A 15,669-nucleotide genomic window follows, 5' to 3' on the forward strand; every position below is an offset into this window, starting at 1 on the left:
CGCGAACGCCATCCATACGACGGCCAGCAGTACCGCGACCCCCAGCACGGCGAAGGTCGTCGCCAGTCCCAGCGCGGGCCACATGAGCGAGCCGAACAGCATCGGGGCGAATCCGGTGAGCGCCCGGCTGACCGACGAGGCCCAGCCGAAGCCGCTGGCCCGCAGTTCGGTGGGATACAGCTCAGAGGCGTAGGCGTACAGGGCGGGAATGGTGAGCTGGATCAGGAAGCCGAAGACGCCGATCGCCACGACGGACCCGGTCGGCATCTTCATCACCAGTGCGAACACGACCAGCGCGAGGGACGCGACCGGCGCCGAGACCCCGATGAGCCACTTGCGGCCGACGATGTCGACAAGGGCGGTGGACACGAGCACGCCGATGATGCCGACCCCGCTCATCAGGGTGGTCTTCATGAAGGCCGCCGTGTCGCCGAGGCCCTCGTCCTTGAGGATGGTCGGCATCCAGCTCAGGGCCGCGTAGTAGACCAGCATGATCGTGGCGAACAGCAGCCAGGCGGCTGAGGTGATGCGCGGGCTGAACTTCCATATGCGGTGCAGTTGTTCGGCCGCGGCGGCCACTCCGCGCGGGCCGGTCTCGGCGACGGGTTCCGGGATCGTGTACAGCACGGTGGGCGCTCCGGTGCGGGCGACCAGGTCGTCGATGACCTGCCTGGCCTCCGTCTCGCGGCCCTTTTTCGCCAGGTAGATGGGCGACTCCGGGATGCCTCGGCGGGCCCAGAACAGCAGCAGCGCGGGCAGGACCATCGTCGTCAGCATCCACCGCCAGTTCCCGTTGACCGACAGCAACGCCGTCGACACGAACCCGCACAGGGTGACGCCCACCGGCCACCACACATCGAGCCCGGTGAGCACCCGGCCCCGGTACTTGCGCGGCGAGAACTCGCTGACCAGCGCGTAGTCCACCGGGATACAGCCCCCGAGGCCGATCCCCGCGAGGAAGCGCAGCGCGAGGAAGACGGGGTACGTGGGCGAGAGCGCGCCGAGGACGGAGAACACGGCGAAGATCAGCAACGTGACGCTGAAGGCCTTCTTCCGGCCGATCCGGTCCGCGACAGAGCCCCAGACGATGGCGCCCACGGCCATGCCGACGAGGTTGGCGGTGGCGACGTACCCGCGATCGCTCAGCGAGAGGTCGAAGTGCTCACCCACCAGTGGCATGAGGAAGCCGTTCAGGGCGATGTCGTACGCGTCGAACAGGTAGCCGAGGCCGCCGATGACGAAGATCTTTCCCTGGACCGGCCATTTCCAGGGGAGTTCCTGAACTATCTGATCGCCTGTTTTCACGTTCGCTCCACGGTGTCGCGTGTCTGGTACGTGCCGCACGGTTGCGGGCGCGCTTTTTCGCGGGGCTCCGGCGTGCGGACCGGATGTGCAGGGGGGTGGCAGTTCTTGAGGGGGCTCAGCGCGCGAACTGGTACGAGAACGCGCCGAGATCCGGGTCGTTGAGCGGTGTGCCCGACCACAGCCAGTCGTAGGAGAGGTCGGACTCCCCGTCGAAGTTCCTCAACTTCTCGTCCCTGGCCCGCTGTTCGGGGCCGTCGGGCAGGTGGTAGAAGGTCTTGTTGCGCAGGGACGCGTCCTGGACCATGCCGGCGTGCTTGGCGCGCCGGTCGACGTAGCGGCGCAGTGCTCCCTCGATGCCGGCGGACGTGACCGCGCCGAGTTCCTCGGCCAGTACGGCGGCGTCCTCCATGGCCTGCGAGGCGCCCTGTGCCTGGTAGGGGAGCATCGCGTGGCAGGCGTCGCCGAGGAGGGCGACCCGGCCGTCGGTCCACACCGGGTCGCGGCGCCGGTGGTGGAGCGCGAAGGCGGAGACGTCCTCCTTCGCCTTCGACAGCATGGCCGGTACGCGGTCGTCCCAGCCGGGGAACGCGTCGACCAGGTCCTGCGCGGTCGCGGACACGCTCCACTTCTCGGCGACCTCGTCCGTGCAGGGCACGCAGGCCACGATGTTGAGGTACTCGCCGCCGCGGATCATGTAGTGCACGAGGTGCCGGTCCGGGCCGTACCAGATGGTGCTCTGGTAGCGGTCCACGAGCCAGCGCGTCGCCGGGTCCGCGGCGATCAACTCCCCTGGGATCAGCGCCCGGTAGGCCATCTCGCCGGAGAACAGCAGGGTGTCGGGGGCGCCCATCAGGTCGCGTGTCCGCGAGCGGATGCCGTCGGCGCCGATGAGCACGTCACCGGCGTACCGGCGCCCGTCCTCGGTGACCGCGACGGGACGCTCGGGGTCGGTGCGGTCCAGCTCGACGACCTTGCTCGCGGTGTGTACGTCCACGACAGGGCCGGGGCCGGCTGGGTCGACGCACGCGTCCAGCAGGACGCGGTGGAGATCGGCTCGGTGGTAGTGCCAGTAGGGGGCGTTGAACTGGTCCTTGCAGCGCTGCCCCAGTGAGGTCAGTGCGACGATGCGGCCGTCCTTCCACCGCCGTCGCACCTGGTCGAGTGGCTCGGTGTGGATGGCCTCCATCTGCGGGCGCAGCCCGAGTCCCATCAGGACGCGGCTCGCGTTGGGCGCCGTCTGGATGCCCGCGCCGGCCTCACCGAGCTCGGACGCCTGCTCCAGGACGGTGACCCGCAGACCGCGCTGCCGCAGTGCCAACGCGGTGGTGAGCCCGCCGAGACCTCCTCCGACGACGGTGACTTCGTACGACTGGCTGGGCGCCACACTTCCTCCAACTCGCGTGCGGGTACGGGTGGTTCGTAGGCGAGGGTCGACGCGTTCAGCCGTCGGTGAGCTTCCCGCCGGTGACGACCTCGACGTCGTCGACCGTGACGGTGCAGCCGCGCATCGCGATGTCGAGATGGGCGTAGGACTCACGCCCGAGGACCGGGTGCGGGCCCGTCGACCACAGGAAGTTGCCGGCGAAGGCGCGGGCGTCCATGCCCATCAGGTCGTCCTTGCCGTACATCGCCGTGGCGAACCAGTCGGCCGTGCGCATCAGACCCCAGCCCATGTGGGAGAGGCTGCGCGCCCACTGGTCCCGGGCGTCCTCGAAGAACGTCGACAGCAGTTCGGCCTCGGCACCGCCCGACACCTTCTCGATGTGCCCGCCCGCGATCTGCAGGGTGACGGGGGAGCGGACGTACTCCTTGAAGGGCAGCAGGATGTCGCCCTCGGCGAGCACGATCTGGCCGTCGGAGATCTCCGGCCAGCACAGCACCATCGTGCTGGGCCAGTGGTCCCAGCGGCCCGGGTCGTCGGCGAAGCCGCACTGGAACTCCGGCTTGGAACCGGCGAGTTGGACGGTGAGGTCGGTTCCCACGTCCGAGGTGACCCTCATGACGGACGACCGCTTCAGCAGGTCGACACTCTCCAGCACCTCCGCTTTGTCGCCCTCCTTGGGGAGGTTGCGGATCAGCACGTCGGGGGCGTCGCAGACGAAGATGATGCGGGTGCCGGCGCGCAGGATCTCCTGCTGGACCGGCGCGTGGATGAAGCCCTCGCGGGTCAGGTCGACGACCAGGTCGGCGGACTTCAACAGGTCCTGCGCGGTGCTGTCGTTGAGTACCGAGACCAGGCCAGGACCCGCACCGGTGTGAGTGCTCGGCATCGGCGCGGGGCTGCCGCCCGGCACGGTCGCGGAGATGACGTGCGCTCCGCACGCCTTGGCGGCACCGAAGGCGGCGGCGACGTAGTCACCGCGGCTGCCGGGCTCGGACAGCACCACGACGTGCTCGTCGCTGCGCAGCTTGCACAGCCGCAGCTCGCGGGTGAAGGCGTCGAGCAGGTCGACGGACGAAAGATCGAACACGGGCTTCTCCAGGTATCGCCGAGGGGCACCGATCGCGCTCTTCGGCGGGCCGCGGACATGCCGCAGACACGCTCCGGGCACGGTGACGGAAGGGGGAGCGAAGAGAGGGAGAGGGGAGGGGACGAGAGGGGGGACGGGGAGCGGAGGCAGGGTGAACAGGCCCCGCGGTGCATGGTTGAGCAGCGGATTCGGGACGGTGGGGTACCGCCCGACAGAGATAATCCGAGCACGTACTATCTCTGCTTGGCAAGGGTTCGCGCGCCGAGTTAACACGGTTATTTCATGACGAACCGTCAGGGGAATCGCGAACTTGCGACCTGACCTCGGCTTCGCGTGCCGATCGCTCTCGGGTGCTTGTTACGTGGACCCGCACACGTCTGTGGCGGGCCCGTCGGTTGTCGGGCCCGCCACATGTCGTTGTCGGTGTGCGGTAAAGGTCAGGCCGCGCCGTCGCGCAGTGCCGGCAGGGCGGCCGAGGTCAGTGGCCGTGGTGCGTTGTCGGGGTCGACGAGGACGACGGTGCAGCTGGCCGCGTGGGTGAGGGCGCTGGTGAAGCTGCCTTCGGCGAACTGGGTGAGGGGGCCGTGCGGTGAGCGGCCGACGGCGAGGGCGCGGGCGCCCGTGTCGGCGGCGTGCCGGGCCAGTACGCGGCCGGCCGCCGAGTGGTCGCCGACGGTGGTGAGGATCTGGCCGGTCGCCGGGACGCCCCGCTCGGCGAGACGGTCGAGGTGGGCGGTCACGGCGGCGCGGGCCTGGTCGCGCGTCTCCGTGTCGGCGGCCAGTTCCTCGACCACGGCGGTCAGTTGGACGTGTACGACCTCCAGCGGGCTGTGCGTGTCGTGGGCGAGCCGGGCCGCCGCGTCGACGATGGCGGGGGCCTGGTCATGGGCGGAGACGGCGACGATGATCCGAGGTGTGCTCCCGCTCGCCGGCTTGCCGACGGGGGTGAGGGCCGGGGCGACGGACTCGCCCTCGCCGCTGTGCTGTTCGGCCTCGCGGAGCAGGTTGTGGCCGCTGGCCAGGACCGGAATGGCCAGCAGGAAAGTGGCGGCGCCCAGATAGAACGGGACGCTCAGATCGGTGGCGTCGGCGAGCTTGCCGGCCACGTACGGGGCCAGGCCGCCGCCGATGAAGCGCAGGAAGCCGTACGCGGAGGAGGCGACGGGCCGCTCCACAGGCGAGACGAGCATGACGGCCTGGGTGGTCAGGGTGTTGTTGATGCCGATGAAGGCGCCGCTGACGACGACCGCCACGATGACCACGGTCGGCGTGGCGACACCGGCGGCGATCACGCCCATCACGACGGAGAGACCGGCCAGATTGACGTACAGGACGGGCGCGGTGCCGTAGCGCGCCTGCAGGCGTGGGGCGAAGAAGACGCTGAACGCGGCCACGAGCAGTCCCCAGCCGGTGAACACGAGACCGAGCTGATGGGCGTCCAGTTCCATGGGATAGGGGGCGTAACCGAGCATGGTGAAGAAGCCCCAGTTGTACAGCAGCGCCATGATGCCCATCGTCAGCAGACCGCGGTGACGCAGCGCCTTCAAGGGCGCGAGGGGCGAGGTGACCCGCTCAGGCTTGGGCAGGTCCGGTACGAACACGGCCGTGGCGACCAGCGCTACGGCCATGAGGACCGCGACGCCGAAGAACGGGCCGCGCCAGCTGACGCCGCCCAACTCGCCCCCGAGTAGCGGCCCGACGGCGATACCGAGGCCGAGCGCGGTCTCGTACAGGATGATCGCGCCACCGAATCCGCCGCTGGCCGAGGCCACGATGACGGCCAGGGACGTGGCGATGAACAGGGCGTTGCCCAGCCCCCACCCCGCGCGGAAGCCGACGATGCCGTTGATGGAACCGGAGGTTCCGGCCAGGGCGGCGAAGACCACGATGACCGCCAGGCCTATGACGAGGGTGCGTTTGGCGCCGAAGCGGCTGGAGAACCAGCCCACGAACAGCATCGCCACCGCCGTCACGATCAGGTAGCTGCTGAACAGCAGGGAGACCTGGCTCGGCGTGGCGTGCAGGCTGTCGGCCAGCGCGGGCAGGATCGGGTCGACGAGGCCGATCCCCATGAAGGAGATGACGCAGGCGAACGCGACGGCCCAGACGGCCCTGGGCTGCCGGAACGGGCTGGCGACATTTCCGTGTGGTGCGCTCATGTGTGCTTGTCCTCCAGGGAGTTGAAGGGTGCGTGGGTGCTCTGTCAGGAGGGGGACTGGCGGTCCTGGATCGCGCGGGCAAGGGCCGGGAGGGCGACCCGCACTGCCTGCTGTTCCGGCTCGCTCAACTCCGCGATGAGCAGGTCGAGGGCGTGGGCGCGTTCGGCGCGCCGCTGGCGGGAGACCTCCAGACCCGTATCGGTCACCTCCACCAGTACGCCCCGGCCGTCGCTGCGGTCCGCGGTACGCCGTACCAGCTCCGCGCGCTCCAGCCGGGTGACCAGCTGCGTCATGTTCGGCTGGGAGGCGCCCTCGGCCCGGGCCAGATCGGTCAGCCGGCACGGGCCCTCACGGCCCAGGCGCCCGAGGACGGCGGAGGCGGCCATGCTCAGACCGCCGGTGACGGCGCTCTGTCGGACGTACCGGACCATCCTCTCGACGGCGATGATCAGGTCCTCGGGTGAGGTTTCGGGGATCGCTGGATCCATAACCCGCTTATGCATAATGGCATTATGCACTTACATGTAGCTTGAATCAATATCGAGCGCGGAAAGGAACCGGCCGCCGCCGGACAGTACGGGTTGTGGAATCCATGACGGAACAGGAGGCGCGCCGGATGCGGCGGGCGCGCTTCGAAGGCCTGGCGCACGTGGTGGTGGAACCGTTGCACCGGTATCTGCTGCGACGGACGAGCGCCGACATGGTCGACGACGTCCTGTCGGAGACGATGCTGGTGCTGTGGCGTCGGCTCGACGATGTCCCCGGGCTCGGAGTGGGATCAGAGCCCGATTCGCGTCCCGATCCCGATGACGTGTTGCCCTGGTGCTACGGGGTGGCGCGGGGGTGTCTGGCGAACGTCCGCCGTGCCGACGGGCGCAGGCTCCGGCTCGTGGAGCGGCTGATCCGGACGCAGGAGCAGTCACCGGCGGGGGCCGCCGATCACAGTGAGCTGCATGCCGCGCTCGATGCCCTCGGGGCGTTGGACCGCGAGGTGGTGCGGCTGTGGGCGTGGGAGGGGCTGGCGCCGCGGCAGATCGCGGAGGCGACCGGGCTGACGTCCAACGCGGTGAGCATCCGGCTCCATCGGGCGAAGGCGAGACTCGCCGCGCAACTGGGGCGAAAGGATGCCGAACGGCCCGGACACAAGAGTGATGAAGGAAGGAGCAGTCAGTGAATGACGACGAGTTGCTGGCCCGGCTGAAGTCCGCGGACCCGGCACTGACCGGAATTGCTCCGCCGCCCGACATCAACCGCCTTGTGGAGGACACCTTGAACACCGACACCGCGCTTCAGTCGGCGACCACCGCCGTGGGCATCACGACCGCGGGATGGGGACGGCGTCATCTCTTCGGACTCGCGGCGGCCGCCGGACTTCTTGTGATCGGAGGCGGCGTCGCCGGAGGAATCATGGCCAACAACGGCAACGGCAACGGTCATTCGGCCTCGACCGGTGCGCTGCGGCTGACCGACGGGGGCGGCTCCGCCAAGTGCGTGGTGCCCAGCCTCGACACACTCGGAAAGTACCCGACCCTCTTCGAAGGAACGGTCACTTCCGTCAAGGGCTCGACGGCCACTTTCCGCGTGGACCAGTGGTTCAAGGGCGGTGACGCGGAGACGGTCGTACTCACCAGCGACACCAGGATCCCGGAGACCTTGACGTACTCGGAAGGCGGGCACTACATCGTGGGCGCCAAGGACGGCGTCGTCCCGCCGTGCGCCGCGATCGAGGCCTCGCCCGAGGGCATCGCCAAGTTCCGCCAGGCGTTCGGGAGTTGACCCCGCCGGATCACGAGGGGTCGTCCAGCAGGCTCCGGGCGAACTCGTGCGCCGGGTCCGCCAGGGTGTGCCGGAGCGTGGCGAAGAGATCCGCCGCCGTCGCGCCGGACCAGGTGGCGGGGAGGAGGGTGCTGGGCAGACCCGGGTCGAGGTAGGGCAGTCGGCGCCAGGCGGTGAGGACGTGGACGTAGTCGATGAACGCGTCCTGGTCCGACAGGGTGTTCCTGCCGGGCCCGGCCCAGCGCCCGGCCATCGACGTGAACTCGGCGACGAAATCGTCGTAGAGCTTCTGGAGTGCCTCCAAGTCCCACCAGCGGCCCACCTGTTCGGCGGGGTCACCGAAGGCCACGTAGTCGCCGCGGAAGAGGTCGACGTACTGGTCCAGGCCGTGTCGGAGCAGGTGGTCGCGGGTGTCGTCGAGCGCGTGGGCCGGGGCGATCCAGATCCCGGACGAGACCGTGCCGAAGCCCAACCAGGCGAGCCGTGACCGGAGTTGGTGCCGGTGCTGACGTTCGCTCTCCGGCACCGAGAAGACGGCGATGACCCAGCCGTCGTCGGTGACGGCGTGGCGTTCGAAGATGCGCCGGTCACCGGTCTCCAGGACGGAGCGGGCGTACGGCGAGAGCGCGTAGCCCGCACGGCCGTCCCTGCGCTCGGACACCAGGATCTCGCGGCGCTTGAGCCGGGAGATCGACGAGCGGACCGCCTGGGCGTCGACGTCGAGTTCGGCGAGCAGTCGGATCAGGGTGCTCACACCGATCCAGCCGCCGACCTCGCGCGCGTAGAGGCCGTACACCGTCACGATGAGGGATCGCGGCGGGGCGGGCTGGCCCGGGCTGTCGTCTTCGAGATCGCTTGCCGTCACGATCGTAGTATTTCAGTGCGCCCGTACGGCGTCGGATTCCGCCCGGCCGCCCAGCGCGGCACGCCAGGCGGCCGGCCAGGGCGCACTGCCGCCGGTCGCCTTATCGGGGACGTGCACGGTGACGTAACTGCCCCGGGCGGCACGGCAGTTGGGCTCGCCATCCTCGGTGTTCCGCCACACCTCGAAGCCGAAGGTCATCGAGGAGCGGCCGAGGCGGATCAGTTCGACCCGCGTCTCGACCTCCTCGCCGAACCGGATCGACGCCTCGAACTCCACCTCGTAGCGCACCCTCGGCGCCACCGGGAAGTAGCCCGGGATGTCGTACGTGCGCATCAGTTCGGCCTCGGCCGCCTCGGCGAACCGGACGACGGTGGTGTTGTGGTAGATCCCGGCCGCGTCGGTGTCGATCCACTCCACGCGGGCCCGGTGGACGCCGTAGGGGCCGCTCATTCCGCCGCCCCGCCCGGGGTCCACCGCAGGTGCACGGCGTCCCGCGGGGTCTCGCGCAGCAGCGCGAGACGCGGGCGGACCGCGTCGGTCCGTGAGGTGGGCGGCTTGCGGCGGCCGGCCGCGAACTGCGCCGGCCAGTCGGCACCCGGGCCGCGGTACTCCTGCTCGGCGGCGGCCTGGAGGGTCCACTGCGGGTTGTAGAGGTGGGTACGGCCGAGCGCGCACAGGTCGGCACGCCCCGCGAGCAGGATCGAGTTGACGTCGTCGTAGGACGAGATCGCTCCTACGGCGATCACGGCGGCCCCCGCCGGAGCGGCGACCTCGTGCCGGATCCGGTCGGCGAACGGGGTCTGGTACGAGCGGCCGTACGCCGGCTTCTCGTCCTTGGTGACCTGGCCGGACGACACGTCGACGGCCGCCGCGCCGTGCGCGACGAACGCCCGCGCGATCTCGACCGCGTCGTGCTCGGTGTTCCCGTCGGGGGTCCAGTCGGTGGCGGAGATCCGCACGGTCACCGGGCGGTCGGCGGGGAAGGCGGACCGTACGGCGTCGAAGACCTCCAGCGGGAAGCGCAGCCGGTTCGCCAGGTCGCCGCCGTACTCGTCGGTGCGGTGGTTGGCGATGGGGGAGAGGAAGGAGGAGAGCAGGTAGCCGTGGGCGGCGTGCACTTCCAGCAGGTCGAATCCCGCGTCGGCGCCCCGGCGGGCGGCGGACACGAAGTCGGCGACGACCGCGTCCATGTCGGCCCGCGTCATCTCGCGCGGAAGGTGGCAGCCCGTGCCGTAGGCCAGCGGGGACGGGCCGACGACCTCCCAGTTGCCCTCGGTGAGAGGCTCGTCAATGCCCTCCCACATGAGCCGAGTTGAGCCCTTGCGGCCCGAATGGCCCAGCTGGAGACCGATCTTCGCGGTGCTGCGTCCGTGGACGAAGTCGGTGACCCGGGCCCACGCGTCGCGCTGAGTGTCGTTCCACAGGCCCGTGCAGCCCGGGGTGATGCGGGCCTCGGGGGAGACGCAGACCATCTCGGTCATCACCAGGCCGGCGCCGCCGAGCGCCTTGGAGCCGAGGTGGACGACATGGAACTCGTCCGGCACTCCGTCGACGGCGGAGTACATGTCCATCGGCGAGACGATGATCCGGTTCTTCAACTCCAGGCCGCCGATGGTGAACGGCTGGAACATCGCCGGGACGGCGGGGGCGGACTCGGGCAGGCTCCGTCCCTGGGCTGTGGCGAAGCCGCGCTCGATCAGGTCGGCGAAGCCGGGGTCGCGGTCCTTGAGGTTGTCGAAGGTGATCCGGCGGGAACGCGTGAGCAGGTTGAAGCAGAACTGCGCGGGATCCTGGTCGGCGTACCTGCCGATGCTCTCGAACCACTCCAGCGAGGCCTGCGCGGCGCGCTGGGTGGACTCCACCACCGGGCGGCGCTCCGTCTCGTACGCCGTCAACGCCTCGTCCACGGTGGGGTGTTCGTGCAGACACGCGGCGAGTGCCAGGGCGTCCTCCATGGCCAGCTTGGTGCCGGAGCCGATGGAGAAGTGCGCGGTGTGGGCGGCGTCGCCCAGCAGGACCACGTTGTGGTGGTGCCAGCGCTCGTTGCGGACCGTCGTGAAGTTCAGCCAACGGGAGTTGTTGGTAAGGAGCTTGTGCCCGGCGAGTTCCCCGGCGAAGATCTCGCGGATCCGGGCGACCGAATGCTCATCGCTGACGCCGGGAGGGAACTGCGTGCCCTCCGTCGCGTCCAGGCCCGCCCTTCGCCACACGTCCTCGGCCATCTCGACGATGAAGGTCGAGCCGGTGTCGGAGAAGGGGTAGCCGTGGATCTGCATGGTCCCGAACTCGGTCTGCTTGACGAGGAATTGGAACGCCTCGAAGACCCGGTCGGTGCCCAGCCACATGTACTTGTTCGCGCGCTGGTCGAGGGAGGGGACGAAGGCGTCGGCGTACTTGGTGCGCACGGCCGAGTTGATCCCGTCCGCCGCGACCACGAGGTCGTAGGAGCCGCGCAGTTCGTCCACTTCCGGGGCGAGGGTGCGGTAGTGCACGGTGACGCCGAGTTCGGCGGCGCGTTCCTGGAGGATGTGCAGCAGGTCCTTGCGGGCCATCGCCGCGAAGCCCTGGCCGCCGACCGTGAAGGGGTGCCCGTCGAACTCGATGTCGATGTCGGTCCAGCGGGCGAACCGGCTCTCCATCGCGTCGTGGACGACGGTGTCCGCGTTCTCGATGCCGCCGAGGGTCTCGTCGGAGAAGACCACGCCGAAGCCGAAGGTGTCGTCGGGGGCGTTGCGCTCCCAGACGGTGATCTCGTGGCCCGGGTCGAGTTGCTTCATCAGCGCGGCGAGGTACAGCCCACCAGGCCCGCCGCCCACGATCGCGATCCTCATGCCTGGCTCTCCTTCTCGACGATCCGACGCAGCAGGAAGTGCTGAAGCTTTCCGCTGGTGTTGCGGGGCAGGGCGTCGCAAAAGCGCACCGCCCGGGGGTACTTGTACGGCGCCAGCTGCGCCTTGACGTGGTCCTGGATGTCCTTGACCTTGGCCTCGTCGGCGGCGACTCCCTCGCGTAGGACGACGAACGCGCAGACGACAGAGCCGCGTTCGGGGTCGGGCTTGGCGACCACCGCGGACTCGACGACGTCCGGGTGGGTGTTGATCGCGGACTCGACCTCGGGACCGCCGATGTTGTAGCCGGAGGACACGATCATGTTGTCTGTGCGAGTGCGGTAGTAGAAGTAGCCGTCCTCGTCGCGCACGAAGGTGTCGCCCGTGACGTTCCAGCCGTTCACGACGTAGTTCTCCTGGCGCCGGTCGTCGAGGTAACGGCAGCCGACCGGGCCGATCACGGCCAGCCGCCCCTCGACACCGGGGCCGACCTCCTCGCCGTCCAGGTCGAGGACGGTGGCCCGATATCCGGGGACTGGCCTGCCAGTTGAACCAGGCCGGATGTCGTCGCCGGCGGCCGAGATGAAGATGTGGATCATCTCCGTGGCGCCGATGCCGTCGATGACCTTGATCCCGGTCTCCGTGTGGAGGTGCTCCCACACTTCCTCAGGTATGTGTTCCCCGGCGCTGACCGCGCTGCGCAGACCGTGCAGCCGGTCCGCCTTCCCGGCCTTGAGGATCTGCCGGTAGGCCGTCGGCGCGGTCGCCAGCACGGTGACCCCCGCCTCGGCGACCAGCTCGGCCAGCGGCTCCGGCGCGACGGCCTCCGTCAGCAGCGCGCACGCGCCGGCCCGCAGGGCACAGACGACCAGGATGCCGAGTCCGAAGGTGAACGCGAGCGGGGCGGTGCACGACACGAGATCGTCGGGCCGTAGGCGGAGTGTGTGCCGGCCGAAGGTGTTGTCGATCGACAGGATGTCGCGGTGGAAGTGGGTGGTGATCTTCGGTACGCCGGTACTGCCCGAGGTGGGTCCGAAGAGGGCCACGTCGTCGGCGGCGGTGTCGACCGCGGTGAACTCCGCCGGTTTCGCCGCCACTTGGCGCGTCAGGTCGTCGGCCGCGTCACCGCCGTACGCCACGATCGTGAGGCCCGGCAGGACGTCGTCGCGTACGGCCTCGACGTCCGCCGTGAACCGGTGGTCGACCAGGGCGACGGCCGGGCGGGTCTTCTCGACGACGGGGGTGAGTTCGCGGGCCCGCAGGGCCGCCATGGTGGTGACGACGATGCCGCCGGCCTTGAGGGTGCCGAGCCAACACGCCACGGTCCACGGGTTGTTGGGGGAGCGCAGGAGCACCCGGTTGCCGGGGACCAGGCCGAGGTCCTCGGTGAGGACGTGGGCGATCTGATTGGCGCGGCGCAGCAGCTCGCCGTACGTCCACACCTCGCCCTCCGGCGTGCGCAGGGCTGGACGGTCGGGGCCGAAGGCGGCGGTGGGTACGTCGATGAGCTCGGCGCCGGCGTTGAGGCGCTCGGGGTAGCGGAGTTCGTCGGTGGTGAACTCCAGGACCGGCCACTGGGCGCGCGGTGGGAGATGGTCGCGGGCGAACGTGTCCGGATAGGCGGAGGGCGAGAGGCCCATCTGGTCCAACTGGTCCATCGGAAGGGTCCTTTCCGCAGGCCGGGGGCGGGCCGTGCAGGGATCAGGAGCTGCGCGGGAATCAAGAGCTGCGGATCAGGCCTTCCTGGACGACGGTGGCCAGGTGGGTACCAGTGGGGGTGAAGAACCGGCCGACGGCGAGGCCGCGACCGGCGTCGGCGGCGACGGCTTCCTGCGCGTAGAGGAGCCAGCCGTCCATGGGGCCGGGCCGGTGGAACCACATGGCGTGGTCGAGGCTGGCCGTGACGAGTCCCGGCAGCGCCCACGGCAGGTCGAGCATCCGCAGGACGGGTTCGAGAATCGTGTAGTCGCAGACGTAGGCGAGCGCGGCGAGATCGCGCTGCTCGTCGGTCAGGCCGTCGACGGGACGCAGGGTGTCGAACGGCCTTACCCACACGGCCTGTTGGGGTACGCGCTCACCCTCGACGGTGAGGTAGACGGGTCCGGGCACGTGCCGCATGTCGAAGCTGCGGCCGCCGCTCCAGTACTCCTCGGAGGTGTCGGTCATCGTGCCCCGGGGTGCGGCGGTGTCGCGCAAGTACGAGGCGGAGCTGGGCAGTTCGGTGGGATCCGGTACGCCGGCAGGCGGCTCGGCGGCGAAGGTGGCGCCCGGCTCGCCCGCGGCGAAGTTGGCGAGGCAGGTGTAGACGGGCTTGCCGTTCTGGAAGCCGCGGACCTGCCGGGTGGCGTAGCCGCGGCCGTCGCGCAGCAGCTCCACCTCGTAGTGGACCTCGGCGCCGATGTCGACCGGGCGCAGGAAGTAGGAGTGCATCGAGTGCAGCGTCTTGCCCTCGACCGAGCGCATCGCGGCTGCCGTGGCCTGGGCGACCATGTCGCCGCCGTACGCCTTCGGCCACGGGCAGGGCTGGGTGGTCGCGGTGAAGGCGAGGTCGAAGTGCTCGGGTTCGGCGGGGGTCAGCGTGATCGCGGTGGTGAAGGTCGCCGAGGTCGGGACGGAGCGGACGTCGGCGCCGGTGGCGCGGGAGTCGGTCACGGCCGGTCCAGCCAGTCGCGCAGGTCGGCGTCGGCCACCTGTGCCAGGTTGACCACGATGTTCTCCGGGGTACGGGTCGTCATCCAGGTCAGCGGGTTGTTGCGGTCGAGGTTGCACTCGACGTGCGGCATGAACGGCGGGACGAAGACCCAGTCGCCCTCCGCGAGGTCGAGGTAGTCCTCGAAACGCTCGCCGAAATAGATCCGGGCCCGCCCCGAGAGGACGTAGCCGCCGGTCTCCGCCTCGCCGTGGTGGTGCGGCACCGAGCGGTAGCCCGACTGGTTGCTCACCTTCCCGAACCACAGCTTGGTGGCCGGTGTGTGCTGGACGGAGACGCCGGAGATCCGGGTCGCGCCGTCGGACTGGCCGGTGGCACCGACCTCCAGACCGCCGCGCGTCACGACCGGTACGACCAGGCCGGACTCGTCGGCGTACAACGAGTTGTCGCCCTCTAGGACGTACTGGGAGAAATCGGGTTCCATGATCAGCTCCTGGAGTCGGTGAGGCGGAGGCGGTTGCGCAGGGTGCCGATACCGGGGATCTCGGTCTCGACGAGATCGCCGTCGGCTAGGTAGACCGGCGGGTTCATGCCCGACCCCACGCCACCGGGGGTGCCGGTGAGCACGATGTCGCCGGGGCGCAGGACTGTGAAGGTGGAGACATAGGCGAGCAGCTCGGCGGCGTCGAACACCAGCGTGCTCGTGTTTCCGCGCTGCCGCTCGACGCCGTTGACCCGGCAGATCACCTCGACGCCCGCGACCGGGTCGAGCTCGTCGGGCGTGACGACCACCGGTCCGAGCGGGGTGGTGCGGTCCCACGCCTTGCCCTGGAACCACTGCAGCGTGCGCTTCTGCCAGTTCCGCACGCTGACGTCGTTGGCGACCGTGTAGCCGGCGATCGCCCGCCCGGCCGTGTCCCGGTCGGCGCCGGTCAGCTCGGCCCCGACGACGACCGCGAGCTCCGCCTCCCAGTCCACGTCGAGACCGGGCGGCAGGACCAGGTCGTCCTCGGGGCCGGTCAGCGTGTCGGCGTACTTGGCGAAGAGCGTGGGGTGGGCCGGCAGCTCGCGGCCCATCTCGGTGATGTGGTCGGCGTAATTGAGGCCGCAGCAGACGACCTTGCGTGGCGAGGGCAGGGGCAACACGGGGGTGGCGCCGGGCAGTTCGGCCCCGGCGAGGTCTGCGATGCGCTCGGTCCCTGTGGTCGTCAGCAGCGCGGAGAGGTCGTCGGCCGGCAGCGCCCGCCAGCGGTCGCCGTCGAGCACGGCGGCCATGGTGCGGCCTCCGTGGGCCACGGTGGCGAGCTTCATGGGCGTTCTCCCTCGGGGTGGCGGAGGCCGGAGTGGCCGGCCTGCGTTATAGCGAGATTTTCACGACCGTCGAAAACAGTCAATAGATGAGTTAGGCTGCCTGCGTCAGTCCGTCCGGTCCGTCCGATCCATCCGAGGAGCAACCAGCAATGACTCCGATCCCGGTGAACCCGCCCTCGCTCCCCGCACCGAGCGGCTACTCGCACGGCACGCTGAGCGGCAACACGCTCTACCTGGGCGGACAGACGGCCCTGGACGCGGACATGCGGATCGTCCCCGGGGGCATCGTCGAGCAGTTCCTGCA

General features: G+C 69.9%; 15 protein-coding genes. 3 read left to right on the top strand and 12 right to left on the bottom strand.

All coding sequences use genetic code 11. From position 1 onward, the window contains the following. The 5 genes from ACFWP5_RS47365 to ACFWP5_RS47385 all read right to left on the bottom strand — a co-directional run. The coding region (locus ACFWP5_RS47365; protein ID WP_384171935.1) for an MFS transporter at positions 1-1,305 on the bottom strand (1,305 nt) is incomplete at its 3' end. 115 nt (positions 1,306-1,420) lie between these two features. Next, entirely contained in the window at positions 1,421-2,689 is a 1,269-nt protein-coding gene (locus ACFWP5_RS47370) for an FAD-dependent oxidoreductase (protein WP_384171938.1), read from the bottom strand. A 55-nt stretch (positions 2,690-2,744) separates the two neighbouring features. Then, positions 2,745-3,776 (bottom strand): hypothetical protein, encoded by a 1,032-nt coding sequence (locus tag ACFWP5_RS47375; RefSeq protein WP_384171941.1) that lies wholly within the window; start codon positions 3,774-3,776, stop codon positions 2,745-2,747. Between the two features lie 437 nt (positions 3,777-4,213). Further along, complete coding sequence (locus ACFWP5_RS47380; protein ID WP_384171944.1) at positions 4,214-5,935, bottom strand: MFS transporter; 1,722 nt, start codon at positions 5,933-5,935, stop codon at positions 4,214-4,216. Positions 5,936-5,979: 44 nt separating this feature from the next. Next, complete coding sequence (locus ACFWP5_RS47385; RefSeq protein WP_384171947.1) at positions 5,980-6,423, bottom strand: MarR family winged helix-turn-helix transcriptional regulator; 444 nt, start codon at positions 6,421-6,423, stop codon at positions 5,980-5,982. A 104-nt stretch (positions 6,424-6,527) separates the two neighbouring features. On the opposite strand from ACFWP5_RS47385, the gene ACFWP5_RS47390 reads away from it, so the two are divergent. Together ACFWP5_RS47390 and ACFWP5_RS47395 are read left to right on the top strand one after the other, a co-directional pair. Next, complete coding sequence (locus ACFWP5_RS47390; RefSeq protein ID WP_384171974.1) at positions 6,528-7,109, top strand: RNA polymerase sigma factor; 582 nt, start codon at positions 6,528-6,530, stop codon at positions 7,107-7,109. Continuing rightward, positions 7,106-7,711 (top strand): hypothetical protein, encoded by a 606-nt coding sequence (locus tag ACFWP5_RS47395; protein ID WP_384171950.1) that lies wholly within the window; start codon positions 7,106-7,108, stop codon positions 7,709-7,711. Before ACFWP5_RS47390 ends, ACFWP5_RS47395 begins: the two co-directional genes overlap by 4 nt. Before the next feature lie 10 nt (positions 7,712-7,721). Here the strand turns inward: ACFWP5_RS47395 and ACFWP5_RS47400 are convergent, their stop codons facing one another. From ACFWP5_RS47400 to ACFWP5_RS47430, 7 genes are all read right to left on the bottom strand, one after another. Next, positions 7,722-8,576, bottom strand: coding sequence for a PaaX family transcriptional regulator C-terminal domain-containing protein (locus ACFWP5_RS47400; RefSeq protein ID WP_384171953.1), 855 nt, complete (start codon positions 8,574-8,576; stop codon positions 7,722-7,724). Positions 8,577-8,588: 12 nt separating this feature from the next. Then, complete coding sequence (locus ACFWP5_RS47405; protein ID WP_384171956.1) at positions 8,589-9,026, bottom strand: acyl-CoA thioesterase; 438 nt, start codon at positions 9,024-9,026, stop codon at positions 8,589-8,591. Then, positions 9,023-11,407: a bifunctional salicylyl-CoA 5-hydroxylase/oxidoreductase gene (locus tag ACFWP5_RS47410; protein ID WP_384171959.1), complete on the bottom strand. Its 2,385-nt coding sequence runs from the start codon at positions 11,405-11,407 to the stop codon at positions 9,023-9,025. The genes ACFWP5_RS47405 and ACFWP5_RS47410 overlap by 4 nt, the downstream gene beginning before the upstream one ends. Further along, on the bottom strand, positions 11,404-13,062 hold the full coding sequence (locus tag ACFWP5_RS47415; RefSeq protein WP_384171962.1) for an AMP-binding protein: 1,659 nt from the start codon (positions 13,060-13,062) through the stop codon (positions 11,404-11,406). The genes ACFWP5_RS47410 and ACFWP5_RS47415 overlap by 4 nt, the downstream gene beginning before the upstream one ends. A gap of 61 nt (positions 13,063-13,123) precedes the next feature. Beyond that, positions 13,124-14,056, bottom strand: coding sequence for an acyl-CoA thioesterase (locus ACFWP5_RS47420; protein ID WP_384171965.1), 933 nt, complete (start codon positions 14,054-14,056; stop codon positions 13,124-13,126). Beyond that, positions 14,053-14,538: a cupin domain-containing protein gene (locus tag ACFWP5_RS47425; protein ID WP_384171968.1), complete on the bottom strand. Its 486-nt coding sequence runs from the start codon at positions 14,536-14,538 to the stop codon at positions 14,053-14,055. The genes ACFWP5_RS47420 and ACFWP5_RS47425 overlap by 4 nt, the downstream gene beginning before the upstream one ends. Before the next feature lie 2 nt (positions 14,539-14,540). Then, positions 14,541-15,365, bottom strand: coding sequence for a fumarylacetoacetate hydrolase family protein (locus ACFWP5_RS47430; protein WP_384171971.1), 825 nt, complete (start codon positions 15,363-15,365; stop codon positions 14,541-14,543). Between the two features lie 149 nt (positions 15,366-15,514). Here ACFWP5_RS47430 and ACFWP5_RS47435 point away from each other — a divergent pair. Further along, positions 15,515-15,669: RidA family protein (locus ACFWP5_RS47435; RefSeq protein ID WP_384171977.1), on the top strand; the 155-nt coding region annotated here is incomplete at its 3' end.

The organism is Streptomyces sp. NPDC058469, from assembly GCF_042721125.1.
Lineage (GTDB): Bacteria > Actinomycetota > Actinomycetes > Streptomycetales > Streptomycetaceae > Streptomyces.